Here is a 24,669-nt window from a genome sequence, read left to right as displayed (position 1 = left end):
GCGGCATCACACCCGCGCCGGGTCATTGCCACGCTGGCGCAGCTTGTGGCGATACATCTCGACATCGGCGTAGCGCAGCAGTGCATCAGCGTCGGCGCCGTCATCGGGATAGATGGCCACGCCCACGCTGATGCCCGGTCGCAGCTCCTCACCGCTGGCCAGTTGCACGCGTCCCTGCCGCACCGATTGCTGCACCTGCTCGGCCACCCGCTGGGCATCCTCGGCATGACGCAGCGGGTCGATGAGCACGACGAACTCATCGCCCCCCAGGCGCCCCACCAGGTCGCTTTCACGCACGCCCGCACGCAGGCGTTCGGCCAGCACGCACAGCAGGCGGTCGCCAATTTCGTGCCCATGCTCATCGTTGACACGCTTGAACTTGTCCGCGTCGATGAACAGCAGGCCCACGCGGCCGCCGCGCTGCCCCGCCCGCGTCACCGCGTCGGTTAGGCATTCCTCGAAGTAGGCGCGGCTGCAGGCCCCGGTGAGAGCGTCATGTTGCGCCTGGAAGGACAGGCTGTCGTTGTCGGTGCGCAGCGCCTCCTGATGCCGCAGCAACTCGGCCTCATGCGCCTGCACCTCGGCCAGCAGCGCATTGAAATCGGCACTCAGGGCGTCGATCTCGCTCACCGCCGCGGGCGGCAGGCGGCGCGCATAGGCGCGCTGTTCGCGCACCGCGCGGGTGTGCGCCGACAGCGCGCGCAGCGGCGCCACGATGCTGCGCTCGAGGCGCCGCGACACCAGCCTGATGCCCAGTGCGGTCAGCAACATGCCCAGCGCCACGCCCGCCATGCACCAGCCCAGCAGACTCAGGAACACCGTGCCGTCGCCCTCCACCTCGACCTGAGCCAGGCTCCTGCCCTCAACCTCGATCACGCTGCGCGCACCGATGGCGAACAGCCGCTCCGACAGCTGCAGCTGCCAGCCGGGCGGCCGCGCGCGCCGGTAGGTAGCCAACGTCTGCCCCCCGCCCAGCACGATGCGCGCGGCCGACAGCCCCTCGCGCTCGACGATCTGGTGCAGCAACTCAAGGCTGGCATCGGCATCCCGGAACACGACGGCGGCCTCGGCGGAATAGGCAATCGAGCGGCCGACCAGTTCCAGATTGCGCAGCGTGGTGCTGCGCAGATAGGCCACCGAGGCCAGCGTCAGCACCGCGCCCACCGCCAGCAAAGCCACCAGCGCGACACGCAGCTGCGCCCGCTGCAACAGGCTAGACAGGCTGACCGGCGTCATCATGAGCCCGCCACCTTGCGCGGCTTGGCCAGGCGCAGCACCAGCGCATTGACGCGCAACCCGCTGCGCGCCACCGCATCCAAATTGACCTCGAAGCGCGTCTGCGCCTCGCCGCGCTCCAGGCAGAACAAGCCGCCGTCCGAGCAGAACTCGGCGCCCCAGCCAATGCTCAGCACCGGCCGCGCGGCCAGCGCACGCAAGGCCTTGCGCTGCAGCTCGGCGTCCCAGCCGTCAAAGTAGACCAAGTCACAGGCGCTGGCCGGCACCTGGTCCACCTCGATGATCACCAGCTCCAGCGCCCGTGTCGCGCGTGCCTGTTCGATGGCGCCAGCCAGCGCCGCGGCATCGGGGGCGCCACGGCTGACGCAAAGCTTCAGGGTTCGGGCCGGCCCGGGCCAGCTCGTGTAGCCCAGCATCCCCATCACGATGGCAGCGGGGCTCAGGGGCGTCTCGGCGATGGCCACGGACTGGGCCTGGGTTGCGCCCATGCTCAGGCTCAGGCTGAGGGCCAGCCACAGCCGCAGCACCAGCAGACCGCGGAAGCGACTGACAGCGGGGAACCAAGAACGCGGATGGCCGGGCGACATGAATGCGAACAACACGGGACTGCTGCGGGCGATTCTGCCAGCCGCACCGCTCGCAAGGCCCTGCCCTGCACCGCTTGTCGCATCGGGGCTGCGAGTTTGTCGCGGATCGCGGCATTCACACCCCTCGAATCGGGTGGTTGGAGCTCCTCGAGGCTTGACGAAAGCGGCCCGCTCGGCCGCACCGCGATACGGTGCACTATCACCGGGCAGGCAGACGGCGCTGGCCCTATAATGCGGCCCAACGCCGCGCTTCTCAGTCTTGCGCGGCGTTTCTTTTTTTTAGCTCAAGCACGCTCCTTGCGCAGCCCGAAGACTGGCGCCATTCTCAGTGGCGCGGCTGCACACCATGGGCACCGTGCGCAAATCGCACTCAATGAGTTTTGATTCTCTGGGCCTGGCCGCCCCCCTTCTCAAGGCCATCGCCGACGCCGGCTACACCACCCCCACCCCCATCCAGAGCCAAGCGATCCCCGCCGTTCTCCAAGGCGGTGACCTGTTGGCTGGCGCACAGACCGGCACGGGCAAGACGGCCGGCTTCACGCTGCCCATGCTGCACCGCCTCGCGGCGGGCGGCCCGGTGCTGAACAAGCGCGGCAAGCCCGCCATCCGTGCCCTCGTGCTGACCCCCACCCGCGAACTCGCGGCCCAGGTGGAGGAAAGCGTCAAGACCTATGGCAAGTACCTGCCGCTCAAGAGCATGGTGATGTTCGGCGGCGTGGGCATGCAGCCGCAGATCAACCGCCTGCGCGATGGCGTGGACATCCTGGTGGCCACCCCCGGCCGCCTGCTGGACCACGCGCAGCAGGGCACGCTAGACCTGAGTCAGGTGCAGATCCTGGTGCTGGACGAAGCCGACCGCATGCTGGACATGGGCTTTGTGCACGACATCAAGAAGGTGCTCGCGCTCCTGCCCGCCAAGAAGCAGAGCCTGTTGTTCTCGGCCACCTTCAGTGACGAGATCAAGGCCCTGGCCGACCGCCTGCTGAACCAGCCCGCGCTGATCGAAGTGGCGCGCCGCAACCAAACCAACGAGTCGATCGCGCAAAAGGTCCACCCGGTGGGCCGCGAGCGCAAGAAGGAGCTGCTGGTTCACCTGATCAAGAGCGGCGACTGGCACCAGGTGCTGGTGTTCACCCGCATGAAGCATGGTGCCAACCGCCTCACCGACTACCTGAATGACCAGGGCATCAGCGCCATGGCCATCCACGGCAACAAGAGCCAGGGTGCGCGCACCAAGGCGCTGGCCGACTTCAAGAGCGGCGATCTGACCTGCCTGGTGGCCACCGACATCGCGGCCCGCGGCATCGATATCGACCAACTGCCCCACGTGGTGAACTACGAGTTGCCCAACGTCCCCGAGGACTATGTGCACCGCATCGGCCGCACCGGCCGCGCCGGTGCCGTAGGAGAAGCGGTCTCGCTGGTGTGCGTGGACGAGAATGGCTTCCTGCGCGAGATCGAGAAGCTCATCAAGCGCGAGGTCCCCAAGGAAATCGTGCCCGGCTTCGCGCCCGATCCGAGCGAGCGCCCCGAGCCCATCGTGCTGGGCCGCATGGTGCTGAACGGCAACGGCAGCCGCAGCAGCGCTGGCCGCGGTGCGCCCTCGCGCGGCGGTGGCGGCGGTGGCCGTGGCGCCCCGCGCGATGGCGCTGGCCGTGACGGCGGACGCGACGGTGCCCGCCATGGCGCGCCGGCCGCGAAGCGCCCGGCCGGCCCCGGTGCGGCGCATGCCGGCCATGGCGGCGCCAAGCCGGCCCAGCCCCGCCAGGCCCAGCCGGCCCGCCCGGCCGCGCCCAAGCCCAATGGCGCCGCGCCGCGCCACAACAATGGCCCGCGCCTGACGCAACCCAAGCGCTGAAGCGGCAACACCGCCAGGCATCAGGCCCGACGCGCAAGCGCCGGGCCTTTTTGTTTGCACCTACGATGCGCGCATGAGTCACATCACACAATCGGTCTGGGTGGCGGGAGCCAGCGGCCTGGTGGGGCGCGCGCTGTTGCAGGAGTTGCTGCGCACGCCGCTGCAGGTGCATGCGCTGGTGCGCAAGCCCATCGCCGAGCTGGAAAGCAGCCCACGGCTGCGCCAGCACCGCGTGGACCTGCGCCGCGCCGATCTCGGCGGGCCGCTGCCGCCGGCGCATGCGCTGTACATCTGCCTGGGCAGCACGATCGCCCAGGCGGGTTCACGCGAGGCCTTCCATGCCGTCGACCACGACGCCGTGCTGAACGTCGCGCGCGCCGCCCGCGTACTCGGGGTCAGGCGTTGCGCGGTGGTCTCGGCGCTGGGCGCCGACCGCCATTCGGCCGTGTTCTACAACCGCGTCAAGGGCGAGATGGAGGAGAGCCTGCGGGGCCTGGGCTTCGAGCGCCTGGTGATTGCGCGGCCCTCGCTGCTGGACGGCGAGCGCGCGGCGCTGGGCCAGCCCAGCCGCCTGGCCGAGCGCTGCACCCTGGCCCTGCTGCGCCCGCTGAGCGGGCTGATCCCGGCGCGCTGGCGCCCCATCCGGGCGCAGCGCGTGGCACGCGCGATGATGCTTGCGCTATCGCAGCGCGGGCCGGCCGTCCAGGTGTTGGAATCGGCCGAACTGCAAACCCTGGGGGCCTCATGAAAATCAGCTTTCTCGGCGCCGCGGACGCCGTCACCGGATCCCGCCATCTGCTGGACGTGAACGGCCAGCGCCTGCTGCTGGACTGCGGCCTGTTCCAGGGCTACAAGGTACTGCGCGAGCGCAACTGGGCGCCGTTCGGCGTCTCGCCCTACAGCATCGACGCGCTGCTGCTCTCGCATGCGCATCTGGACCACAGCGGCTATATCCCGGCCCTGGTGCGCCAGGGCTTCAAGGGTCAGATCTTCTCCACCGGCGCCACGCGCGAACTCTGCGAAGTGCTGCTGAAGGACAGCGCGCATCTGCAGGAGGAAGACGCCAAGCGCGCGAACCGCTACGGCACCTCCAGGCACGAGAAGGCCCTGCCGCTCTACAGCCTGGCCGACACCAAGAAGGCGCTGGCGCATTTCGTCGGCCTGCCGCGCGACGGCAGGCTGCGCCTCGGCAAGGCCGAGATCCGCTTCACGCCGGTGGGCCATCTGCTGGGCGCCTCGGCCATCAGCGTGACTTCGGGCGGCAAGACCCTGGTCTATTCGGGCGACATCGGGCGCGACAACGATCTGCTGATGCCCGCGCCCCAGCATCTGCAGCGCGCCGACGTGCTGCTGATCGAGTCCACCTACGGCAACCGCCTGCATCCGGCCGAGGACGTGCAGCAGCGCCTCACCCAGATCGTGCGCAACACCCTCAAGCGCGGCGGCAGCGTGCTGCTGCCCAGCTTCGCGGTGGGCCGGGCCCAGGCGCTGCTGCTGGTGCTGCAGCGCATGCGCCAGGCCGGCGAGCTGGACGACGAGGTGCCCATCATCCTCGACAGCCCGATGGCCATCGAGGCCACCGAGATCATGCTCAAGCACCAGCGCCTGCTGCGCGTCAGCGCGCGCGAGCTGGCCGGGCTGCGCGATGGCGTCAAGCTCATCACCAAGCCGGCCGATTCGCTCAAGCAGGCCGCCAGCCGCAAGCCCGCCGTCATCATCTCGGCCAGCGGCATGGCCACCGGCGGGCGCGTGCTCAACTACCTCAAGACCATGGCGCCGCAGGCGCGCCACCACATCGTGTTCCCCGGCTTCCAGGTCGGCGGCAGCCGCGGCGCCAAGATGGTGGAGGGCGCGCGCGAGATCAAGCTGCATGGCGAATACGTGCCGGTGAATGCCGAGGTTAGCCATCTGGAGGGTTTCTCCGGCCATGCCGATGCCGACGGCCTGATGGCCTGGTTGCGCAGCTTCGAGCAGCCGCCCGCGCAGACCTTCGTCGTGCATGGCGAGCCGGCCGCCAGCGATGCGCTGCGCAGCCGCATCCAGGACGAGCTGGGCTGGCGCGTGCGCGTGCCCCAGCATGGAGAGACCGTGCCGCTGTGAACTGGCTGCAGCAATTGCTTGGCGCCCAGGCCGACCTGGTGATGGGCTGGCTGGCGGCCCTGGGCAGCGGTGCCCTGATCGGCCTGGAGCGCGAGCGCAGCAAGGGCCAGGGCCCGTCGCGCGAGCCCGCCGGCCTGCGCACCTTCACGCTGGCCGCGCTGTGCGGCGCGCTCACGCGCGGGCTGGAGCAGCCCGGTCTGGTGGCGGTGGGCGCGCTGGCGGTGACCCTGCTGGGCGCGCTGGCCTACTCGCGCCGGCGCGGCAGCGATCCCGGGCTCACCACCGCGATGGCGCTCTTTCTCACCTACCTGATCGGTGCGCTGTGCGTGGAGGCGCCGCTGCTGGGCGCGCCCGCCGCCATCACCACCACCGCGCTGCTGGCCGCGCGCAGCCGCCTGCACCGCTTTGCCACCCAGCTGCTGCACGAGGACGAGCTGCACGATGGTCTGCTGCTGGGCGCCCTGGCCCTGGTGGTGCTGCCACTGATGCCCAAGGAGCCCCTGCCCTGGCTGGGCGGCATGAAGGCCTCGGCACTGATGGGGCTGATGCTGCTGCTCTTGCTGCTGCAGGCCCTGGGCCATGTGGCGCTGCGCCTGGCCGGCCCCGGCGCCGGGCTGACGCTCTCGGGCCTGCTGGGCGGGCTGGTCTCCAGCACCGCCACCATCGCCAGCCTGGGCGCGCGCGCACGCCAGCACCCGGACCAGCCGGCGCTGCAGGCGGCCTGCGCGGCGGGCGCCATCATGTCCACCGCCGCCACCTGGTTGCTGTCCCTGCTGATGCTGGCGGCGCTGGCGCCGGCCGCGGCGGCGCGCTTCTGGCCGCTGGCCCTGACGGGCGCCGCCAGCGCGGGCCTGATCGCCTGGCAGTTGCTGCGCCAGGCCCAGAGCGCCGACGGCAATGCACCGCGCGATGGCGCGCCGGCGCCGCTGGCACAGGCCCCGCGCGGCCCGCTGCGCGTGCGCGAGGCGCTGCTGATCGCGGCCCTGCTCAGCGGCATCAGCGTAGCGGTCAATTGGGCGCTGCAGCGTTTCGGCCATGGTGGCCTGTACACCGCCGTGGGCCTGGCCGCGCTCGCCGATGCCCATGCCCCGGTGGCCTCGCTGGCCGCCCTGCAGGCCTCCGCGCAGATCGGCCTGGACGCGCTGCTGCACGGCGTGCTGCTGGCACTGGCCTGCAACAGCATCACGCGCAGCCTCACCGCGCTGCTGAGCGGCGGCGCCCTGTTTGCACGCCGCGTGCTGACGGCGCTGTTGCTGTCCCTGAGTCTGGCCTTTCTGGCCATGCTGGCCCTGCCCGCGCTGTCCTGAACGCCGCATGAAGTCCCACCCGATCCATCCCGCCCAGCTCGATTTCTCGGACCCGCAAGCGCCCAGCTCGGCCACGTATGGCGATGTCTACCATGCCCGCAGCGGCGCCTTTGCGCAGGCCGACCATGTCTTCCTGCGCGGCAACGGCCTGCCCGAGCGCTGGCGCGGGCGGCGCCGCTTCGTGATCCTGGAGACCGGCTTCGGCCTGGGCAACAACTTCCTGGCCAGCTGGGCGGCCTGGCAGGCCGATCCGCAGCGCGCCGAGCGCCTGGTGTTCATCAGCATCGAAAAGCACCCGCTCACGCGCGCCGACATGGCACGCGCGCATGCCGGCTCGCCCGCGCCCGAGCTGGCGGCGCAACTGCTGCAGGCCTGGCCGGCGCTGACGCACAACCTGCATCGCCTGGGCTTTGAGAACGGCCGCGTCGAACTGCTGCTGGCCCTGGGCGATGCGCGCGACTGGCTGGCCGAACTGGTGGCCGAGGTCGACGCCTTCTACCTGGACGGCTTCGCGCCCGCGCTCAACCCCGAGATCTGGGATCCCTATCTGCTCAAGCGCCTGGGTCGCCTGGCGGCACCGGAGGCCACCGCCGCGACCTGGAGCGCGGCGCGGCCGGTGCGCGACGGCCTGGCCGCCGCCGGTTTCGAGGTGCGCAGGCGCCCCGGCCTGGGCAGCAAATGGCATATGACGGTGGCGCGCTACCAGCCGCGCCATGCCCTGCAGCGCCCGGCCGCGCGCCTGCCGCTGGCGCGCGAGGCCAAGCAGGTGCTGGTGCTGGGCGCGGGCCTGGCCGGCGCGGCCTGCAGCGCGGTGCTGCGCGAGCAGGGCCTGCAGGTGACGGTGCTGGAGGCGCGCGGCGGGCCCGCCCAGGGCGCCTCGGGCAATCCGGGCGGGCTGTTCCACGGCACCCTCAACCCCGACGATGGCACCCATGCCCGATTCAACCGCGCCGCGGCCCTGCAGGCCGAGCGCGGCATCGCGGCGCTGGCCGGCCAACTGCCCTGGCTGCAGCGCGGCCTGCTGAGGCTGGAAACGCGCCGCAGCCTGGCCGAGATGCAGGCCCAGATCGAGCGCCTGGCCCTGCCCGCCGACTATGTGCAGGCGCTGTCCGCCAGCGACGCCGCCGCGCGCAGCGGCCTGGCCCTGACGCAGCCCGCCTGGTTCTATCCGGGCGGCGGCGCAGCTCCGCCCGCCGCCCTGGTGCGGGCCTGGCTGGCCGATACGCCAGTGCGTTATGGCGTGCAGGTGGCGGCGCTGCGCCGCACGGCGGCCGGCTGGCAGGCGCTGGACGCGCAGGGTCAGTGCCTGGCCGAGGCCGAGGCGGTGGTGCTGGCGCTGGGCCACGCCAGCCTGCCGCTGCTGCGCGGCCTGGCGGCGCAGCAGCCCTGGCCGCTGATGCCCCAGCGCGGCCAGCTCAGCATGCTGCCGGCCCTGCCGGGCCTGCGCGTGCCGCTGCTGCCGGTGGCCGGCAGCGGCTATGCCATCGGCGACGGCCTGGGCGGCCTGTGGTGCGGCGCCACCGCCCAGGACGGCGACGAGGATGGCCAGTTGCGCCCCGCCGACCACGCCCACAATCTGCAGCAGTACGAGCAGCTCAGCGGCCTGCCCCTGCCGGCCGCGGCCTGGCAAGCGCCGCTGCAGGGGCGCGTGGGCTGGCGCCTCACCACGCCCGACCGCCTGCCCCTGGTCGGCGGCCTGGCCGACCCGGGCTACGAGGGGCGCCGCGATCAGCTGCGCCTGCTGCCGCGCCTGCCCGGGCTGGCGCTCTGCACCGGGCTGGGCTCGCGCGGCATTGCCTGGGCGCAGCTGTGCGCGCGCATCGTCGCGGCCCAGCTGACCGGGGCCCCGCTGCCGCTGGAAGCCGATCTGGTGGATGCGCTCGACCCGGCGCGGTTTGCCCGGGTCCGGAAGACACAAACTGATACATAAGTTTTGGTTATGCCCGCATTACTTTATTCATCCCAGCTTGGCAAGCGGTGCTGCTCCCAAGAGGGATAGCAGGGATGCGCGGCCAGCGCGCATAACGCACAGTGCCGCCGTGCTCGCCGCCGGACCCATCAGGTTCTGCATGGCAGCCGTCAACAACCACAAGTTCGGAGCCCCTCTGATGACATCCAGGTCCAAGTTTGCTGTCCGTCCCGCCGCTGCCGCCGCCCTGGCGCTCGGTCTTGCCCTCGCTTCCTCGCTGGCCATTGCCGCCCCCGGCAAGGCCGAGGCCCGCGCCCGCGGCCATATCGCCGACTTCGCCGGCCGCAGCTTCCACGGCGCCGACCAGAGCTACGAGCTGCAGGACCTGATCGTCGATGCCAACGGCACTGAGCATGTGCGCTTCAACCGCCGCTTCAAGGGCCTGCGCGTGCTCGGCGGCGACCTGGTGGTGCGCTCGAACGGCCAGGGCGTGCTGGAAGACATCTCGCTGACGCTGGCACGCGAGCCCAAGGTGGACGACAAGCCCGGCGTGTCGCAGGGCCAGGCCAAGCGCCTGGCGGCACAGCGCTACCAGGGTGACGACCAGGGCCATGCGCCCGAACTGCTGGTCTACGCGCGCGGTGACCTGCCGCGCCTGGCCTGGGATGTGCGCGTCTTCAGCGAAGGCACCGATGGCACGCCCAGCGAGAAGCATGTGATCGTCGACGCCCAGCTGGGCACCCTGCTTGACGCCTGGGACGACGTGCACACCGCCGCCGCCAACGGCACCGGCAAGAGCCTGTACAGCGGCAATGTGACGCTCACCACCAACAGCGTTACAGGTGGCTACGAATTGCGCGACCCGAGCCGCGGCGGCACCTACACGAAGAACCTCGCCGGCAAGACCCGCGGCGGTTCGATCATGACCGACAGCGATAACGTCTGGGGCAACAACGCCACCAGCGACACCGCATCGGCCGGTGTGGACGCGCAGTACGGCACGGCCGTGACCTGGGACTATTACCTGAACGTGCATGGCCGCAACGGCATCGGCAACGACGGCAAGGGCGCCTACAACCAAGTGCACTACGGCCGCAGCTACAACAACGCCTACTGGTCGGACTCCTGCTTCTGCATGACCTATGGCGACGGCGATGGTACGAGCCTGCGCCCGCTGGTGTCGCTGGACGTGGCCGGCCATGAAATGACCCATGGCGTCACCGCCCGTACCGCCAACCTGACCTACTCCGGCGAGTCCGGCGGCCTCAACGAAGCCACGTCCGACATCTTCGGCACCATGGTCGAGTTCTACGCCAACAACAGCAATGACGCGGGCGACTACCTGATCGGCGAGAAGATCATGATCAAGTCGCCCTGGATGCGCAGCATGATCAAGCCCAGCGCCGACGGCGCCTCGGCCGACTGCTGGTACTCCGGCGTGGGCAGCCTGGACGTGCATTACAGCTCGGGCGTGGCCAACCACCTGTACTTCATCCTGGCAGAAGGCACCAACAGCAGCTACGGCGCCAGCCCCACCTGCAAGGCCGGCGACACCCGCGTGGCCACCGGCAATGCGGTGCTGAGCGGCATCGGCCGCGACGCCGCGGCCAAGATCTGGTACCGCGCGCTGAGCACCAAGATGACCTCCAACACCAACTACGCCGGTGCACGTGCGGCCACCATCGCGGCGGCCAACGACCTCTACGGCGCCGGCAGCGCCATCGCCAATGCGGTGGCGGCGGCCTGGTCAGCGGTGGGCGTCAACTAAGCCTGGCCCACTCGACAAAAAGCGCCCCGCGGGGCGCTTTTCTCATGGCCGCAACGTTGCGAGGGGCTCAGAAGTTCAGCGTTTTCACGCCCGCGGCCGTGCCCAGCAGGCAGACGCTGGCGCGATTGCGCGCGAACACGCCCACCGTCACCACGCCGGGCCATTGGTTCACATCGGCCTCGAAGGCCTTGGGGTCGGCGATCTGCAGGCCGCGCACATCGAGGATCTGGCAGCCGTTGTCCGTCACCACGCCGGCGCGCAGCGTGGCCTGGGCGCCCAGGGCGGCGAAGCGGCGTGCGATCTGGGCGGCGGCCATCGGGATCACCTCCACCGGCAGCGGGAAGGCGCCCAGCACTGGCACCAGCTTGGATTCGTCGGCGATGCAGACAAAGCGCTCGGCCAGATCGGCCACGATCTTCTCGCGCGTCAGCGCCGCGCCGCCGCCCTTGACCATATGGCCGGCGTGATCGATCTCGTCGGCACCATCGATATAGACCGGCAGGCTCGTCACCTCACCGGCCTCCAGCACGCGAATGCCCAGGGCCTTCATGCGCTCGGTGGAGCGCACCGAGCTGGAGACGGCGCCGGCAACTGCCAAGCCGCTGGCGGCCAGCGCGTCGATGAACTTGTCCACCGTCGAGCCGGTGCCCACGCCGACAATGGTACCGGGCGTGACGTATTGAAGGGCGGCCTGGCCAACCAGGGTCTTGAGTTCGTCTTGGGTCAGTGACATGGGTTCTTGCTCGTCAGGGGGTCAGGTGTTGCGGCGCTGGCGCACGGCGGCCGCGAGTTCGCGCAGCAGGGGTTCGGTCTGGGTCCAGCCCAGGCAGGCATCGGTGATGGAGACGCCGGGCTTGAGGTCGGCCTTGGTCTGGCCCTCGGCCAGATCCTGGCGGCCGGCCTGCAGGTGCGACTCGATCATCACGCCGGTGATGCGTGCATCGCCGCCGCCGATTTGGCCCGCTACGTCGTGGCCGACCTCGATCTGGCGCTCGAACTTCTTGCTGGAGTTGGCGTGCGAGAAGTCGATCATCACCTGCTCGCGCAGGCCCGCGGCCTTGAGCGCGTCGCAGGCCTGCTGCACCGAGGCGGCGTCGTAGTTGGGTGCCTTGCCGCCGCGCAGGATGATGTGGCAGTCGTCGTTGCCGCGCGTCTCGAAGATGGCGGCCGCGCCCATCTTGGTCATGCCCATGAAGGCATGGCTGGCGCTGGCGGCCAGCACCGCGTCGGAAGCCACCTTGATGCCGCCATCGGTGCCGTTCTTGAAGCCCACCGGGCAGGACAGGCCGCTGGCCAACTGGCGATGGCTCTGGCTTTCGGTGGTGCGCGCGCCGATCGCGCCCCAGGCGATCAGGTCGGAGATGTATTGCGGCGAGAGCAGGTCCAGGAACTCGGTGCCGGCCGGCAGGCCCAGGGCGGTCACGTCCAGCAGCAGCTGGCGCGCCAGGCGCAGGCCCTCGTTCATGTGGAAGCTGCCGTCCAGGCGCGGGTCGTTGATATAGCCCTTCCAGCCCACCGTGGTGCGCGGCTTCTCGAAGTAGACGCGCATCACGACGAGCAGGTCCTGGCTCAGTTCGTCGCGCAGATTCTTCAGCAGGCGCGCGTAGTCCATCGCCTGGTCGTGATCGTGGATCGAGCAGGGGCCGACCACCACCAGCAGGCGGTCGTCACGGCCGTGCAGCACATCGCTGATCTCGACGCGCGCACGCTCCACCAGGCTGAGCGAGGCGTCGGGCAGCGGCAGTTCGTCGAGCAACAGGGCCGGCGAGATCAGCGGCCGCACCGCGCCGATGCGGGTGTCGTCGGTGCGGGTGGTGTCGCGCGTGGCGTCACGGCTACCAACTTCGCGGTCATGTCGGGGATCATCCAGGGGCTTCATGGCGGGCGCGTCCGTAAACTGCAGATCCGGCATTATCGCCAGCGATGCGACAATCCCTGCCCTATGTCGCTGCTGCCTTACGCCCTTGCCCGCCCCTTCCTGTTCAAGCTGGACCCCGAGCGGGCGCATGAACTGACCCTCGACAGCATCGCCAGGCTGCAGAACACCGCGGCCGCCACGCTGTGGTCCCAGCCGCGCGTGGCCGACCCGGTCGAGCTGGCGGGGCTCAAGTTCCCCAACCGCATCGGCCTGGCCGCCGGCCTGGACAAGAACGGCCGCTGCATCGACGGCCTTGGGGCGATGGGCTTCGGTTTCATCGAGGTGGGCACCGTCACGCCCAAGGGCCAGCCCGGCAACGACAAGCCGCGCATCTTCCGCCTGCCCGAGGCCCAGGCCCTGATCAACCGCCTGGGTTTCAACAACGAGGGCCTGGCCAGTTTTCTGTCGAATGTGCAGCGCGCCCACAGCTTCCGCGCCGCCGGCGGCCTGGTGGGCCTGAACATCGGCAAGAACGCCGCCACGCCGATCGAGCAGGCGGTGGACGATTACCTGCTCGGCCTGGACGGGGTGTTCCCGCATGCCGACTACATCACCATCAACATCTCCAGCCCCAACACCAAGAATCTGCGTGCGCTGCAGGGCGACGCGGCGCTGGACGCCTTGCTGGGCGCCCTGCAGGCGCGCAAGCTGCAATTGCAGGCGAGCTCGGGCCGCGTGGTGCCGATGTTCGTGAAGATTGCGCCCGATCTGGACGAGGCCCAGGTGGCGGTGATCGCCCAGACCCTGCAGAACAACGGCATCGACGGCGTGATCGCCACCAACACCACCATCTCCCGCGAGGCCGTGCAGGGCCTGCCGCATGCGGAAGAAACCGGCGGTCTCTCGGGCAAGCCGGTGTTCGAGGCCAGCAACAAGGTGATCAGGCTGCTGCGCGCCGCGCTGGGCAGCCACTACCCCATCATCGGCGTGGGCGGGGTGCTGAGCGGCGCGGATGCGCGCGCCAAGCTGCAGGCCGGCGCCGACCTGGTGCAGCTCTATACCGGCCTGATCTACAAGGGCTCGGCCCTGGTGCATGAATGCGCCAAGGCCATGGCCCGGCCCTGAACGTCATGGGCATCGAGATCGAGCGCAAATTCCTGGTGCGCGGCGAGGACTGGAAGGTCTGGCCGGCGCAGCTGCTGAGCCAGGGCTATCTGAGCCGCGACCCGGCGCGCACGGTACGCGTGCGCATCGCCGGCGATGCGGCCTTCCTGACCATCAAGGGCCAGAGCGTGGGGGCCAGCCGCGCCGAGTTCGAGTACCCGATCCCGGTGGACGATGCGGTGGCGCTGCTGAGCCTTTGCGAGGGCCCGCGCGTCGAGAAGCTGCGCCGCGTGATTCCCCATGCCGGCATGCAATGGGAGGTGGACGAGTTCCTGGGCGAGAACGCCGGCCTCGTCGTCGCCGAGCTCGAGCTGCTGCATGCCGACCAGGGCTTCGAATGCCCGCCCTGGGTGGGTGCCGAGGTCACCGACGATCCGCGCTACTTCAACTCGGCCCTGGCCGCCCACCCCTTCAGCCGCTGGTAGGGCAAAAGAAAAGCGAGCCGAGGCTCGCTTGCTGGTTCAGCGCAAAGGCTGGATCAGGCGCTTTTCAGACGCTTTGGCGGCGGCGGGCCAGAAAGCCCACCACGCCCAGGCCGGCCAGCAGCATGGCATAGGTTTCGGGCTCGGGCACCGGGGTGGCGACGATATTGCCGCCATAGGAGGCCGTTGCACCCACCGCGGTACCGGACACCTTCAGCTGATAGAAGCCGGCCGGCAGCGTGGTGCTACCCGCCAGAATCTGCGTGGCCACGGTGACGCCGTTGTTCGACTGCGAGCTTCCGCCCAGCAGCAGGGGCACGCCGTTCAACAACGCCGAGAAATTGGTGATCTCGCCAAAGGTCGAGCCGGCAAAGGTGATGGCAACGTTGGTGATCGAGGCGGCGACGATGGAGGCGGTGCCCAGATTGAAGGTCCAGGTGTCGCTGAACGAACCGGTCACCGTGTTGGAAAAGGACGCGCTAGGCGCGATCGGGTCCAGGGAACCGACAGCAAAGGAGCTGACGGAACTCAGGGCCAGCGCCGCCGCGGCAACGAGGGGTTTCAATTTCATCTATGACTCCCGAGGGTGGTAGACAACCAGATACTGCGAACGGATTGTGCGTTGCATCAACGCCAAATTAATCACGTTCGTCTCCCTACCCTTGGGGGGATCCCCTAGCTTTATTGTCAACACCTGTAAGGGCGTGCACCAAGTGCGTGCCCAGCCCTTGCCAAGGCCTCCCAGGCCGCCGAAGGGCAAGCCCCAATAGGAGGGCAGGCCGAAGCCGCGAGAATCCCGCCCAAACATAAAGGGAGGATGTCTCATGAAACTGCCATGCCATGCCCTGCGCGCTCGCTGTCTCGCAACCCTGTGCGCCCTCACGGCGCTGCTGAGCCCGGTGGCCCAGGCACAGGACGCTCGCCCGCCCGGTGCGAGCATTCCCGCCGAGGATTTCTTTCGCCTGCCTCAGTACGGCCGGGCGCAGCTTTCGCCCGATGGCCGCTATCTGGCCGTGGTGGCCTCGCCCGCCGGCCGGCGCACCCAGCTCACCGTGATCGATCTGCAGAACCTGGGCAACTCGCGCGTGCTGGTGGGCATGGACGACAGCGACATCCATCGCGTGCAATGGGTCAACAAGCAGCGCCTGGTGTTCGACGTGGCGCAGCTGCAGGAGGCCACCGATAAGCCGATCGCCCATGGTTTGTGGGCCGTCGACGTCGATGGCGGTCAGTTCAAGCAGCTGATCAACGCCAGTTCCTCCGTACCCAAGGTGAATATGGAGGGCATCGCCGAGCTGAAGAACTCGCTCATCAAGGAGCGCCGCGAGGAGCTGCTGCCCTGGAACTGGCAGCTGCTGCGCGTGCTCGACGACGGCAGCGACGACGTCATCATCGAGCACCACAGCTTCGACGGCCTGGGCGAATTCCGCTCCGCCAGCGTGGCCAGGCTGGACACGCGCAACGGCCGCAAGCGCCAGATCCTGGACCAGGCCCCCGACAACGTCTACGACTGGCTGCTGGATGGCCAGGGCCGCGCCGTGGCAGCCACCGCGATCGCGAAAGACCAGTACACCATGCATCTGGCCGGCGCCGATGGCAAGACCTGGACCCCGTGGCGCAGCGGCAACCGCTTTGACGCCAAGGACGCCTTCTGGTTCGACGTCGGGCCCAAGGGCGATCTGTTCCTGATCGGGCCGGCCCCCGACGGTCGGGGCGACAACAAGGTGCTGTTGCGTTTCGATCCCAAGCAGGCCGCCACGCCACCCCAGGTGCTGCTGAACATCAAGGGTTATGACTTCAGCGGCGAGCTGGTCTTCGATCCGCAGACGGGCGCGCTGCTGGGTGTGCATTACGAGGGCGAGTCGCTCGACAGCGTCTGGTTCGACGCCGGCATGAAGGCCTTGCAGGCCGAGGTCGACAAGGCCCTCGGTGCCACCGTCAACCGCATCTACTGTCGAGATTGCCTGCACAGCAATGTCGTGCTGGTGCAATCCAACTCCGACCGCCAGCCCACCATCTTCAGCCTCTACCAGCGCGACAGCAAACAGCTCAAGCCGTTGATGCTGGCGCGGCCCTGGATCAAGACCGAAGCCATGGCGGCGCGCGAGCCGCTGCGCATCGCGGCGCGCGACGGGCTCAGCCTGCCCATCACGGTGACGCGGCCCAAGTCCACCGCCAAGCAGGCCCTGCCCACCGTGGTGCTGGTGCATGGCGGCCCCTTTGTGCGCGGCAACCATTGGGAGTGGAGCGACACCGCGCAGTTCCTGGCCTCGCGCGGCTATATGGTGATCGAGCCCGATTTCCGCGGCAGCGCCGGCTATGGCAGCAGGCATCTGCGCGCGGGCTGGAAGCAATGGGGCCTGGCCATGCAGGACGACGTGGCCGACGCCACGCAATGGGCCATCGCCAAGGGCCTGGCCGACCCCAAGCGCATCTGCATCGCCGGTGCCAGCTATGGCGGCTATGCCGCGATGATGGGCCTCATCAAGAACCCGGAACTGTTCCGCTGCGGCATCAACTGGGTGGGCGTGTCGGACCTGAAGCTGGTGTTCAGCTCGCTCAACAGCGACCAGGGCGCGCTGGGGCTCAGCTACGACCTGCCGCTGATGATCGGCGACCCGCTCAAGGACGGCGAGCGCCTCGACGCCACCTCACCGCTCAAGCAGGCCGCCAGGCTCAAGCAACCGCTGCTGATGGCCTATGGTGCGGCCGACCGCCGCGTGCCCATGGAGCATGGCGTGAAGATGCGCGACGCCCTGGCCGCCGCCGGCAACCAGCAGGTGGAGTGGGTGCTCTACCCGCAGGAAGGCCATGGCTGGCGCGCCATCGAGACCCAGAAGGATTTCTGGGGCCGAGTGGAGCGCTTCCTGCAGCGCCATATCGGCGCTGCCGCGCCCTGATCAGGCGGCCAGCACGCGCAGCACCTTCTGCAAGCCCTCCACGGGCTTGCCCTTGCGGGCGCGCTTGCCGGCGTAGCTGGCAAGACCTGCCCCCTTGAGCAGCTCTTCCTTGGGCTTGCCGCCGCGGCCCGAGCCCAGCACCTGCAGGCTGTTGGTGAAGGCCGCGGTGCTGATGAGCGCGTCCTTGGGTTCCAGGTCCATCAGGGTCAGGCCGCGCCCACCCTTGGGCTGGTGCTTGAGTTCGTCCAGCGCATAGGTCAGCAGGCGGCCCTGCAGCGACAGGCAGGCGAGTTGCACGCCCAGCACCTCACCGGCCGGAACGGGGCTGGGCGGCAAGGGCTTCTCCTCGCCCTCCAGGCTGAGGAAGGTCTTGCCCGCCTTCTGGCGGCCCACCAGATCGCCCAGCTGGGCAATCAGGCCGAAGCCGCCGGTGCCGGCCAGCACCAGGCGCTGGCTGCTGGCAGCCGCGTAGTAATGCGCGATCTGCGTGCCCGACTCCAGCTCGATCAGGGTGGTGATGGGCTGGCCATCGCCACGCCCGCCGGGCAGCAGGGCCACCGGCACCGAGTAGACGCGGCCATTGCTGCCGAACACGATCAGCGGATCGACGCTGCGGCAGGGGAACACGCCGTAGAGCTGGTCGCCCGACTTGAAGCTCAGGCCGGCGGCATCCACCTCATGGCCCTTGAGCGCGCGCACCCAGCCCTTCATGCTCACCACCACGGTGACGGGCTCGTCGACGATCTTGACCTCGGCCACCGCCTTCTTCTCTTCCTGGATCAGGGTGCGGCGCTCGTCGCCATAGGTCTTGGCGTCGCCCTCGATCTCCTTCACCACGGTGCGCTTGAGCACGCTGGGGTTGCCCTGGATGTCCTCCAGCTTGGCCTGCTCGTCGCGCAGGCTCTTGAGTTCCTGCTCGATCTTGATGGCCTCCAGCCGCGCCAGCTGGCGCAGGCGGATTTCAAGGATGTCCTCGGCCTGGCGGTCGCTCAGATTGAAGCGTTCGATCAGCGCCGCCTTGGGCTCGTCCGCGTTGCGGATGATGCGTATCACCTCGTCGATGTTCAGCAGCACCAGCTGCCGGCCTTCCAGCACATGGATGCGGTCCAGCACCTTGGCCAGGCGATGCTCGGTGCGGCGCAGCACCGTGGCCATGCGGTAGCCCAGCCATTCGCTCAGGATCTGGCGCAGGCTCTTCTGCGTGGGCCGGCCGTCGGCACCGATCATGGTCAGGTTGATCGGCGCGCTGGTCTCCAGGCTGGTGTGGGCCAGCAGCGTGGTGATGAGCTCCTGCTGTTCCACCGTGCGGCTCTTGGGCTCGAACACCAGGCGCACCGCGGCATCCTTGCTCGATTCATCGCGCACGCTGTCCAGCACCGCCAGGAGCGAGGCCTTGAGCTGCAGCTGTTCCTGCGAAAGCGCCTTCTTGCCGGCCTTGACCTTGGGGTTGGAGAGCTCCTCGATCTCTTCCAGCACCTTCTGCGCGCTGGTGCCATGCGGCAGCTCGGTCACCACCAGCTGCCACTGGCCGCGCGCCAGGTCTTCGATCTTCCAGCGCGCGCGCAGCTTCAGGCTGCCGCGGCCGCTGCGGTAGGCGGCCTGGATGTCCTCGGCCGGGCTGATGAGCTGGCCGCCGCCGGGATAGTCGGGGCCGGGGATGTGGGTGAACAGCTCCGCGTCGCTGAGCTTCTCGTTCTTCAAGAGCGCCACCGCGGCGCCGGCCACCTCGCGCAGATTGTGGCTGGGCACCTCGGTGGCCAGGCCCACGGCGATGCCGCTGGCGCCGTTCAGCAGCACGAAGGGCAGGCGCGCCGGCAGCTGCTTGGGCTCCTGCGTCGAGCCGTCGTAATTGGGCACGAAGTCCACCGTGCCCTCGTCGATCTCGTCCAACAGCAAGCGGGTGATGGGGGCCAGCCGCGCTTCCGTGTAGCGCATCGCCGCGGCACCGTCGCCATCGCGGCTGCCGAAATTGCCCTGGCCGTCGATGAGCGGATAGCGCTGGCTGAAGTCCTGCGCCATGCGCACCAGGGCGTCGTAGGCGGCCTGGTCGCCATGGGGGTGGAAGCGGCCCAGCACATCGCCCACCACGCGCGCGCTCTTCACCGCCTTGGGGCCGGCCGCGGTGGTGAAGGCCAGGCCCATGCGCTCCATCGAATAGAGGATGCGGCGCTGCACCGGCTTCTGCCCGTCGCAGACATCCGGCAGGGCGCGGCCCTTCACCACCGAGAGCGCGTACTCCAGATAGGCGCGCTCGGCGTAATGGGCCAGGCTCAGCGCGTCGCCACCGTCCGCGCCACCGCCATCGCGGGGCGCAGCGGGCTTGGGATCTTCAAAATCGAATGCGTTCTGGTTCATCTGTCTTGTCGTCTACTGCTCGACGCCCCGGCACAGGGCCGCGGCGCCATGGATCTTCATCGGGTGGCTCACGAGCCCTCTTCGCCCAGCGCCAGGCGGGCCTGGTACTCGCGGTCCAGCATGGACATCACGATCAGGCTGTCGTAGCCGTCCGCGCCCTCGATGCTGACGCGCACGCTTTCGCGCAAACGGCCCTCCTCCACGAAACCCTCGCTGGCATAGAGCTGCAGCGCGCGCGTGTTGAGCGCCTTCACATCCAGCCAGAAGCGGTGCGCATGCAGCTGCGTGAAGGCCAGCTTCTTGAGCAAGCGCACGCAGGCACGCCCCAGGCCGCGGCCCTTGGGCTGCAGCACGATGCGCTTGAGCTCCACCGAGCCATGCGGATTGCGGCAGCCCTGCAGGATCACGAAGCCGACGCGCTCGCCCGCGTCGCCCAGTTCGACGATGAAGTGGCGGCAGTCAGGAAAGCGGATCGCGCCCTCGTGCTGGGTGCGCTCCCAGGGCGTGATGAAGGGGCGGTTGCTGCCGTCCTGCTCGACCGAGACCACGAAGTCCAGATCGGACAGCATGCTGGGGCGCAGATGCACGCGCGGCTTGGCGATTTCTTCTTTTTCGCTCATGCCGACGCACCTTGTTCCTCGAAGCCGCGCAGCACCGCCACCACGTTGTGGCCGATCGCCGCGGTGGCATAGCCGCCCTCCTGCAGGAACAGGGTGGGCAGTTGCAGGCTGCGCAGGGCCTGGCCGATGCGGCGGAACTCGGGCTGATCGAGCTTGAAATGCGAGATCGGGTCACCCGCATAGGTGTCCACGCCCAGCGAGACGATCAGCAGCTCGGGCGCATAGGCATTCAGCGCCACCAGGGCCCGCTCGAAGGCCTCGAACCATTGCTCGTTGCTGGCACCGGCCGGCAGCGGGTAGTTGGCATTGCAGCCCAGGCCCGCGCCGGCGCCGGTCTCGTCGGCATGGCCAAGGAAGAAGGGGTATTCGGTCTGCGGATCGCCATGGATGCTGGCGTAGAAGACATCACCGCGCCCATAAAAGATCGCCTGCGTGCCATTGCCATGGTGGTAGTCCACGTCCAGGATGGCGACGCGCTGCTTGCCGGCAGCGCGCGCCGCCTGCGCCGCCACCGCCGCGTTGTTGACGAAGCAGTAGCCGCCAAAGAAATCTGCGCCGGCATGGTGGCCGGGCGGGCGCGTCAGCGCGTAGGCGCTGCGCGCGCCGGCCAGCACCAGGTCCAGCGCGGTGAGCGTGGTCTGCGCGCCCCAGTAGGCAGCTTCCCAGGAACCCGCGGTCAGCGGCGTGCCGCTGTCCATCGAATAAAGGCCCATGCGGGCGGCAAAGCTGGCGGGCACCACATCGCTGCGCAGGCTGCGGACGGGCCAGACGGCCGGGAAGGCATCGCCCTCCCCGCCCAGTTGCTGCCACTCGGCCCAGGCGCCGCGCACAAAGCGCAGGTAGGCCGGGCTGTGCACCGCCTCCAGCGGGCCCAGGCCATGGTCCACCGGTTCGCGCACCGCGCCTAAGCCGCTGGCCTGCACGGCGGCCAGCACATAGTCGGCACGCGCCGGCACCTCGAAGGCGGGCACCAGGCGGCCGCGGAAGAACTCGTGCGTGGCGGCGTGCAGGCCGTGGTGCTGGTTGTAGACGGTGTCCATCAGACGTCCACTTCAACGCTGTCGCCGTGCAACTCCATCAGCTCGCGGCGCGAGGCGGCCTCGCCCTTGCCCATCAGCTTGTTGAAGGATTCCTCGGTCTGCAGCAGATCGAAATCGCCATAGGCGATGGGCATCAGGCGGCGCGTCTCGGGGTTCAGCGTGGTGTCCCAGAGCTGCTCGGCGCTCATCTCACCCAAGCCCTTGAAGCGGCTGATGGTCCAGCTGTTCTCGCGCGCGCCTTCCTTGCGCAGCTTGTCCAGCGTGGCGATGAGTTCGCCCTCGTCCAGGGCGTAGATCTTGGCGGCCGGTTTCTTGCCGCGCGCCGGCGCATCGACGCGGAACAGCGGCGGCCGCGCCACATAGACATTGCCCGACTCGATCAGCTTGGGGAAGTGGCGCAGGAACAGGGTCAGCAGCAGCACCTGGATGTGCGAGCCGTCGACGTCCGCGTCCGACAGGATGCAGATCTTGCCGTAGCGCAGGCCGCTGAGGTCGGGGCTGTCGTTCTTGCCATGCGGGTCCACGCCGATCGCCACGGAGATGTCGTGGATCTCGTTGTTGGCGAACAGGCGGTCGCGCTCCACCTCCCAGGAATTCAGCACCTTGCCGCGCAGCGGCAGGATCGCCTGGGTCTCCTTGTTGCGCCCCATCTTGGCCGAGCCGCCGGCCGAGTCGCCCTCCACCAGGAAGACCTCGTTGTGCAGCACATCGCGGCTCTCGCAGTCGGTGAGCTTGCCGGGCAGCACGGCCACGCCCGAGCCCTTGCGCTTTTCCACCTTCTGGCTGGCGCGCTGGCGCGTCTGCGCCTGCTTGATCACCAGCTCGGCCAGCTTCTTGCCATGCTCCACATGCTGGTTGAGCCACAGCTCCAGGCCGGGCTTCACATAGGTGGAGACCAGGCGCAGCGCGTCGCGCGAGTTCAGGCGCTCCTTGGTCTGGCCCTGGAACTGCGGGTCCAGCACCTTGGCCGAGAGCACGAAGGAGGCACGCGAGAACACATCGTCGGGCATCAGCTTGACGCCCTTGGGCAGCAGGCTGTGCATCTCGATGAAGCCCTTGATGGCGCCGAACAGGCCGTCCTTCAGGCCCGACTCGTGCGTGCCGCCCGCCACCGTGGGGATCAGGTTCACATAGCTCTCGCGCATCGGCGCGCCGTCTTCGGTGAAGGCCACGCACCAGCCGGCGCCCTCGCCCTCGGCGAAGTTCTCGCTTTCGGCCGAGGTGGCGTACTGCTCGCCCTCGAACAGCGGGATCAGCGGGTCGGCATTGAGCGTCTGCATCAGGTAGTCGCGCAACCCGCCCTTGTAGGACCAGGTCTGCAGCTCGCCGCTCTTCTCGTTTTTCAGCGTCACGATCACGCCGGGCATCAGCACCGCCTTGGAGCGCAGCAGATGCACCAGCTCGCCGCGGGGCAGCTCGGCGCTCTCGAAATACTTGGCATCGGGCCAGACGCGCACCGTCGTGCCCTGCTTGCGGTCGCCGCTGGCACAGGGGCGGGTGCTCACCGGCTCCACCACATCGCCGGCCTCGAAGGCCAGGCTGGCCACCTGCTTGTCGCGCCAGACCTGCACCTCCAGGCGCTTGGCCAGGGCATTGGTGACGCTCACGCCGACGCCATGCAGGCCGCCCGAGAAGCTGTAGGCACCGCCCGAACCCTTGTCGAACTTGCCGCCGGCATGCAGGCGGGTGAAGACGATTTCCACCACCGGCACGCCCTCCTCGGGGTGCAGGCCGAAGGGAATGCCGCGGCCGTCGTCGGCCACCGAGATCGAGCCGTCAAGATGCTGGATCACATCGATGCGCTTGCCAAAGCCGGCCAGGGCCTCGTCGGCGGCGTTGTCGATCACTTCCTGGATGGTGTGCAGGGGATTGTCGGTGCGGGTGTACATGCCCGGCCGCTGCTTGACGGGCTCCAGGCCCTTGAGCACGCGGATCGAGGCTTCGCCATAGCTGGACGGCGTGGGTGATGCGGAAGGTTTCGTTGCCATGGCGCGGATTGTAGGGAGGCTGTGGCTCGGCTTCGGCGCGCCGAAAGGGGCGTAGCATGCGCGGCTGATTTCTGCTGCGCCAACACGATGCGTCTTCTATTTCTCGCGCTGTGCGCCCTGGGCCTCGGCAATGCCCTGGCGCAAACCAGCCCGCCGCCCTTCAAGGCCAGCCCGGCCATGAGCATGGAGCTGCGCGACGCCCAGTGGTTCGACGGCAGCGAGTTCCGCCGCGGCAGCCTCTATGTGGAAGACGGCCGCTTCGTGGCCGCGAAGCCCAAGCGCGTGAACCGCCGCATGGAACTCAAGGGCCAGTACCTGATCTCCCCGCTGGGCGAGGCGCACAACCACAATCTGCAGAACGAATGGGGCTACGGCCAGTTTGCGCGCAGCTATCTGCAGGACGGCGTGTTCTACGCCGCCATGCTGTGCGGCGACCCGGCCGGCGTGGCGCCGGTGCGCAAGCTGGCCGGCGGCGCCGATGCGCCCGACGTGGCCTTCGTCACCGCCTGCATCACCTCCTCCGACGGCCACCCGCTGGAGATGCTGCTGCGCCCCGCCAGCGAGGGCCAGCCCGCCGTGACCCTGGCCGATGTGGCCGACAAGGCGGTGCTGGTGATGGACAGCCCGGCCCAGGTGCGCGAGAAATGGCCGCTGGTGCAGGCGCGCAAGAGTGAGCTGATCAAGCTGGTGCTCAGCTACCACGAGCGCGAAGACCTGCGCGGCCGCCCCGAGCTGATGGGCAAGCTGGGCCTGCGGGCCGAGGTGGCGGCCGAGATCGTGCGCATGGCGCACGCTTCGGGCCAGCGCGTGGCCGCCCATGTCGACAGTGCCGCCGATTTCGAGGCCGCGGTGCGCGCCGGTGTCGACCAGATCGCCCACCTGCCCGGCTATTTCCCGCATCACGGCGATGCGCCCGAAAGCTATTTGCTGAGCCCGGCCAGCATCGAGCTGGCGGCGCAGCGCAAGATCGCGGTGATCACCACCACCGCCGCCACCGGCCTCTTCAAGGCCGATGCCGATTTGCAGGCGCGCATTCGCGAAGTGCAAAAACGCAATCTGCAAATGCTCCGGGACGCCGGCGTGCCCCTGTTGCTGGGCTCGGATGTATTCACCGGCACGGCCCTGGCGGAGTTCCGCAGCCTCGCCGCCCTGGGCGTGCTGAGCCCCGCCGAGCTGCTGCGCATCGCCACCCAGGACACGCCCAGGGCGATCTTTCCCAAGCGCCGCCTGGGCTGTTTCGAGCCCGGCTGCGACGCGAGTTTCCTGGTGCTGGCGGGCCATCCGCTGCAGGACCCGGCCGCCGTGGAGCAGCCGCTGCTGCGCGTCAAGCAGGGCCGCATCCTGACCCTGATGGACGATGTGGCGAGCACGGCGGGCGGCACGGCCGACACCGCAGCAAGCAAGAAAAGCCCTGTCAAGAGTGGGAAGAAGGGCAAGGCCAGCGGCAAGCCCGCCAGCAAGCCCACGGCCAGGCCGGCTGTCAAGGTCGCGTCAGCGCGCAAACGCTGAACTCGCTACATTGCGCCGATGACTGCCCATACCGCCCTCCCCCAACGC

General features: G+C 69.1%; 19 protein-coding genes. 10 read left to right on the top strand and 9 right to left on the bottom strand.

All coding sequences use genetic code 11. The annotated features are described in order from the left end of the window. Window positions 1-6: 6 nt before the first annotated feature. Window positions 7-1,239 carry a diguanylate cyclase DgcN/YfiN gene (dgcN, locus tag AC3WQY_RS06845; RefSeq protein WP_492706930.1) on the bottom strand — a complete coding sequence of 411 codons (1,233 nt, stop codon included), beginning with the start codon at window positions 1,237-1,239 and terminating at the stop codon, window positions 7-9. Beyond that, window positions 1,236-1,838 (bottom strand): regulatory sequestration protein YfiR, encoded by a 603-nt coding sequence (gene yfiR, locus AC3WQY_RS06840; RefSeq protein WP_492706928.1) that lies wholly within the window; start codon window positions 1,836-1,838, stop codon window positions 1,236-1,238. Before yfiR ends, dgcN begins: the two co-directional genes overlap by 4 nt. A 358-nt stretch (window positions 1,839-2,196) precedes the next feature. Here yfiR and AC3WQY_RS06835 point away from each other — a divergent pair, with 358 nt between their 5' ends. The 6 genes from AC3WQY_RS06835 to AC3WQY_RS06810 all read left to right on the top strand — a co-directional run bounded on the left by AC3WQY_RS06835 (window position 2,197) and on the right by AC3WQY_RS06810 (window position 10,765). Beyond that, on the top strand, window positions 2,197-3,681 hold the full coding sequence (locus AC3WQY_RS06835) for a DEAD/DEAH box helicase (RefSeq protein ID WP_492706926.1): 1,485 nt from the start codon (window positions 2,197-2,199) through the stop codon (window positions 3,679-3,681). 73 nt (window positions 3,682-3,754) lie between these two features. Continuing rightward, entirely contained in the window at window positions 3,755-4,429 is a 675-nt protein-coding gene (locus tag AC3WQY_RS06830; RefSeq protein WP_492706924.1) for an NAD(P)H-binding protein, read from the top strand. Next, complete coding sequence (locus AC3WQY_RS06825; protein ID WP_492706922.1) at window positions 4,426-5,781, top strand: MBL fold metallo-hydrolase RNA specificity domain-containing protein; 1,356 nt, start codon at window positions 4,426-4,428, stop codon at window positions 5,779-5,781. Before AC3WQY_RS06830 ends, AC3WQY_RS06825 begins: the two co-directional genes overlap by 4 nt. Further along, window positions 5,778-7,088 carry an MgtC/SapB family protein gene (locus AC3WQY_RS06820; RefSeq protein ID WP_492706920.1) on the top strand — a complete coding sequence of 437 codons (1,311 nt, stop codon included), beginning with the start codon at window positions 5,778-5,780 and terminating at the stop codon, window positions 7,086-7,088. Before AC3WQY_RS06825 ends, AC3WQY_RS06820 begins: the two co-directional genes overlap by 4 nt. Window positions 7,089-7,095: 7 nt before the next feature. After that, window positions 7,096-9,018, top strand: coding sequence for a bifunctional tRNA (5-methylaminomethyl-2-thiouridine)(34)-methyltransferase MnmC2/FAD-dependent 5-carboxymethylaminomethyl-2-thiouridine(34) oxidoreductase MnmC1 (gene mnmC, locus AC3WQY_RS06815; RefSeq protein ID WP_492706918.1), 1,923 nt, complete (start codon window positions 7,096-7,098; stop codon window positions 9,016-9,018). 178 nt (window positions 9,019-9,196) lie between these two features. Beyond that, a complete protein-coding gene (locus tag AC3WQY_RS06810; protein WP_492706916.1) occupies window positions 9,197-10,765 on the top strand; it encodes a M4 family metallopeptidase in 1,569 nt (522 codons plus the stop codon). A 67-nt stretch (window positions 10,766-10,832) separates the two neighbouring features. On the opposite strand, the gene rpiA is transcribed toward AC3WQY_RS06810, so the two are convergent. Next, window positions 10,833-11,498: a ribose-5-phosphate isomerase RpiA gene (gene rpiA / locus AC3WQY_RS06805; protein WP_492706914.1), complete on the bottom strand. Its 666-nt coding sequence runs from the start codon at window positions 11,496-11,498 to the stop codon at window positions 10,833-10,835. Window positions 11,499-11,519: 21 nt separating this feature from the next. Next, the gene (locus tag AC3WQY_RS06800) at window positions 11,520-12,644 is read right to left on the bottom strand and encodes a 3-deoxy-7-phosphoheptulonate synthase (protein ID WP_492706912.1); all 1,125 of its coding nucleotides are present in this window, start codon (window positions 12,642-12,644) and stop codon (window positions 11,520-11,522) included. A gap of 63 nt (window positions 12,645-12,707) precedes the next feature. On the opposite strand from AC3WQY_RS06800, the gene AC3WQY_RS06795 reads away from it, so the two are divergent. Together AC3WQY_RS06795 and AC3WQY_RS06790 are read left to right on the top strand one after the other, a co-directional pair. After that, window positions 12,708-13,748, top strand: coding sequence for a quinone-dependent dihydroorotate dehydrogenase (locus AC3WQY_RS06795; protein ID WP_492706910.1), 1,041 nt, complete (start codon window positions 12,708-12,710; stop codon window positions 13,746-13,748). Window positions 13,749-13,753: 5 nt separating this feature from the next. Then, a complete protein-coding gene (locus AC3WQY_RS06790) occupies window positions 13,754-14,212 on the top strand; it encodes a CYTH domain-containing protein (RefSeq protein WP_492707085.1) in 459 nt (152 codons plus the stop codon). Window positions 14,213-14,276: 64 nt separating this feature from the next. Here AC3WQY_RS06790 and AC3WQY_RS06785 read toward each other — a convergent pair whose 3' ends face one another. Continuing rightward, window positions 14,277-14,780, bottom strand: a complete 504-nt coding sequence (locus AC3WQY_RS06785) for an FxDxF family PEP-CTERM protein (protein WP_492706908.1) — start codon at window positions 14,778-14,780, stop codon at window positions 14,277-14,279. 253 nt (window positions 14,781-15,033) lie between these two features. Here AC3WQY_RS06785 and AC3WQY_RS06780 point away from each other — a divergent pair, with 253 nt between their 5' ends. Further along, window positions 15,034-17,109 (top strand): alpha/beta hydrolase family protein, encoded by a 2,076-nt coding sequence (locus AC3WQY_RS06780; protein WP_492706906.1) that lies wholly within the window; start codon window positions 15,034-15,036, stop codon window positions 17,107-17,109. Here the strand turns inward: AC3WQY_RS06780 and parC are convergent, their stop codons facing one another. From parC to AC3WQY_RS06760, 4 genes are all read right to left on the bottom strand, one after another. After that, window positions 17,110-19,464 carry a DNA topoisomerase IV subunit A gene (gene parC, locus AC3WQY_RS06775; protein WP_492706904.1) on the bottom strand — a complete coding sequence of 785 codons (2,355 nt, stop codon included), beginning with the start codon at window positions 19,462-19,464 and terminating at the stop codon, window positions 17,110-17,112. Window positions 19,465-19,532: 68 nt separating this feature from the next. Then, window positions 19,533-20,084, bottom strand: a complete 552-nt coding sequence (locus AC3WQY_RS06770) for a GNAT family N-acetyltransferase (protein WP_492706902.1) — start codon at window positions 20,082-20,084, stop codon at window positions 19,533-19,535. Further along, window positions 20,081-21,124, bottom strand: a complete 1,044-nt coding sequence (locus tag AC3WQY_RS06765; protein WP_492706900.1) for a histone deacetylase family protein — start codon at window positions 21,122-21,124, stop codon at window positions 20,081-20,083. The genes AC3WQY_RS06770 and AC3WQY_RS06765 overlap by 4 nt, the downstream gene beginning before the upstream one ends. Further along, window positions 21,124-23,112, bottom strand: a complete 1,989-nt coding sequence (locus tag AC3WQY_RS06760; protein ID WP_492706898.1) for a DNA topoisomerase IV subunit B — start codon at window positions 23,110-23,112, stop codon at window positions 21,124-21,126. Before AC3WQY_RS06760 ends, AC3WQY_RS06765 begins: the two co-directional genes overlap by 1 nt. Before the next feature lie 87 nt (window positions 23,113-23,199). Between AC3WQY_RS06760 and AC3WQY_RS06755 the strand changes: the two genes are divergently transcribed. Further along, on the top strand, window positions 23,200-24,621 hold the full coding sequence (locus tag AC3WQY_RS06755; RefSeq protein WP_492706896.1) for an amidohydrolase family protein: 1,422 nt from the start codon (window positions 23,200-23,202) through the stop codon (window positions 24,619-24,621). Window positions 24,622-24,669 lie beyond the last annotated feature (48 nt).

The sequence above is a fragment of the Roseateles sp. FW301-B2 genome, from assembly GCF_058788955.1.
The sequence above is the reverse complement of the archived record's forward strand: the minus strand, read 5'-3'. Positions and strand labels throughout refer to the sequence as shown.